The sequence below is a fragment of the Coprobacter sp. genome, assembly GCF_982436375.1.
The window spans coordinates 1-2,909 of record NZ_CEWDCG010000281.1 but is presented as its reverse complement, the minus strand read 5'-3'; the positions used below and the strand labels follow the sequence as shown (position 1 = coordinate 2,909).

The window sequence follows — 2,909 nt, the reverse complement described above, 5'->3', positions numbered from 1 at the left end:
TATTTAATACAAATAGTATGCCATTATTTTTGATTTTTGATACGCTTGAAATTATCGAGGAAATCATAAACGAAAATATCTGTCCTAAAATTGTGAAATTAGAAATCTTCTTGTATTATTTCCGGTTGAAAAAATTTTTCTAATCGGGAAGAATGTTGTAATTTAGTGCAGTTTTTTCAAAACAAGTAAATGTATTAACCAATCTTTTAAAAATGATTGACCAGGAGGATAGAATTTTAAAAATTAACATTGAGAACGAGATGAAAAAATCATATATCGATTATTCGATGTCTGTGATTGTCGCTCGTGCTCTTCCCGATGTGAGAGATGGTTTCAAACCTGTACACCGTCGTGTACTGTTCGGAATGAACGAACTCGGGAATACATCTAGTAAACCGTATAAGAAATCTGCCAGAATCGTTGGTGAAGTATTAGGAAAATACCACCCTCATGGCGATTTTTCTGTATATTTTGCAATGGTACGTATGGCTCAGGAATGGTCTTTACGTTATCCATTGGTGGATGGGCAGGGTAACTTCGGATCGGTAGATGGAGATAGCCCGGCTGCCATGCGTTACACGGAGGCCCGATTATCAAGATTAGCCGAAGAAATGTTGCGTGATATAGATAAAGAAACCGTTGATTTCCAAAACAATTTTGATGATACATTAAAAGAACCTCAGGTTTTGCCGACGCGGATTCCTAATTTGTTGATAAATGGAGCATCCGGTATTGCAGTAGGTATGGCTACTAATATGCCTCCGCATAATCTGACAGAAGCCATTAATGCAACTATCGCATTAATAGACAATCGGGAAATGGAAATCGCAGATTTGATGCACTATATCAAAGCTCCCGATTTCCCTACTGGCGGATATATATATGGCTATTCTGGAGTAAAAGAAGCCTTTGAGACCGGACGGGGGCGTATCGTTATCCGTGCCAAGGCAGAGATTGAAACGGAGGGAAATAAAGAGAAAATTGTTGTTACCGAAATTCCTTATTTGGTCAATAAAGCGGAGTTAATTAAGAATATTGCCGATCTCGTAGAAGAAAAACGATTGGATGGCATATCTAATATTAATGACGAGTCTGACCGAGCAGGAATGCGTATCGTCATCGATATCAAGAAAGATGCTAATTCGAGCGTTGTACTTAACAAATTGTATAAGCTTACTGCATTACAATCTTCATTCAGTGTTAATAATATCGCATTGGTAAACGGACGTCCACAAGTGCTTAATTTGAAGCAGTTGATAGAAGCGTTCATCGATCATCGTCATGAAGTTGTTGTTCGTCGTACGCAGTTCGAATTGAGAGAAGCCGAGAAGAAAGCTCATATTCTTGAAGGACTCATTATTGCTTGTGATCATATAGATGAAGTAATTCAAATTATACGTTCTTCAAAAAGTCCGGATGAAGCTCGCGAACGTTTAATCGAGCGTTTTGGTCTTACGGATGCGCAGTCAAGAGCTATCGTGGATATGCGCTTGCGCCAATTGACAGGTTTGGAACAAGATAAACTTCGTGAAGAATATAAAGCTCTTATGGAGTTAATAGCCTATTACAATCGTATCTTGTCTGATGATTCTGTCTGTATGCAGGTTGTAAAAGATGAATTGGTAGAGATTAAAGAAAAATATGGGGATGACCGGAAAACGAAAATCATCTATGCTTCGGAAGAATTTAATGCAGAAGATTTCTATGCCGATGACGAAATGATTATTACCATTTCTCACTTAGGGTATATTAAGCGGACTCCTCTTTCGGAGTTTCGTGCTCAAAATAGGGGAGGAGTCGGAGCAAAAGGAAGTGAAACGAGAGAAGAAGACTTTATAGAATATATTTATCCGGCTTCGATGCATAACTATATGCTTTTCTTTACACAGAAAGGAAAGTGTTATTGGTTAAAAGTATATGAGATTCCGGAGGGCGCTAAGAATTCTAAAGGCCGTGCTATTCAAAATATGTTGAATATTGATGCCGATGATAAAGTTAATGCCTTTATACGGGTTAAGCAATTGCAAGATCCCGAATACAATATGTCTCATAATTTATTGTTCTGCACACGTAAAGGTGTGATCAAGAAAACGAAGCTTGAAGCATATTCTCGGCCTCGTCAAAATGGTGTGAATGCAATTACCATACGGGAAGATGATCAAGTAATCCAAGTTCGTCTAACGACAGGTGACAGCCAAATTATTATGGCGAATAAACATGGTCGTGCCATTCGTTTCCATGAAAGTACGGTTAGAGAAATGGGACGTACAGCAACCGGAGTTCGTGGTATGACTCTTGACGAAACTGGAGATGATGAAGTAATTGGAATGATTTGTATTAAAGATCCGGAAAAGGAAACTGTAATGGTCGTTTCTGAACAAGGATACGGTAAACGTTCTGAAATAGAAGATTATCGTATTACTAACCGTGGTGGTAAAGGTGTGAAGACTTTGAATATTACAGAAAAAACCGGGAATTTGGTTGCGATCAAGAGTGTTACTGATGAAAATGACTTAGTTATTATCAATAAATCGGGGATTACTTTACGAATGAAAGTTGCTGATGTCAGGATTATGGGGCGTGCAACGCAAGGAGTTCGGCTGATTAATCTTGAAAAGCGAAATGATGAAATTGCATCTGTATGTAAAGTTTTGTCAGAAACTGAATCGGATTCTTCTAATTCAGAAAATATAGATTCGGCATCTGAAATAAATGAAGCTGAGGCTTCGGAAACAACAGAATAAATTAATTTATACTTCTAATCCTAAAACGTGAAAAAAATGAAAAAGGTTCTATTGACAGCAGGTATATGTCTATTTGCCGGAAGCGTTTTTGCTCAAATGAAGAATGTGAATGCGGCATTTAATGAAGCAAAGATGCCAAAACCTAATTTTGGCGAGGCTCGTAAG

1 protein-coding gene is annotated in these 2,909 nt (G+C 37.9%); it reads left to right on the top strand.

Annotation, left to right across the window (positions count from 1 at the left end; translation table 11 throughout):
- The first annotated feature begins 212 nt into the window (after positions 1-212).
- Positions 213-2,744: a DNA gyrase subunit A gene (gyrA, locus tag AC1WHX_RS11620; RefSeq protein ID WP_481229418.1), complete on the top strand. Its 2,532-nt coding sequence runs from the start codon at positions 213-215 to the stop codon at positions 2,742-2,744.
- Positions 2,745-2,909: the final 165 nt, after the last annotated feature.

Bases quoted from the DNA above. Each gene is read 5' to 3' on its own strand.
- gyrA (WP_481229418.1), top strand. From the start codon at position 213: ATGATTGACCAGGAGGATAGAATTTTAAAAATTAACATTGAGAACGAG.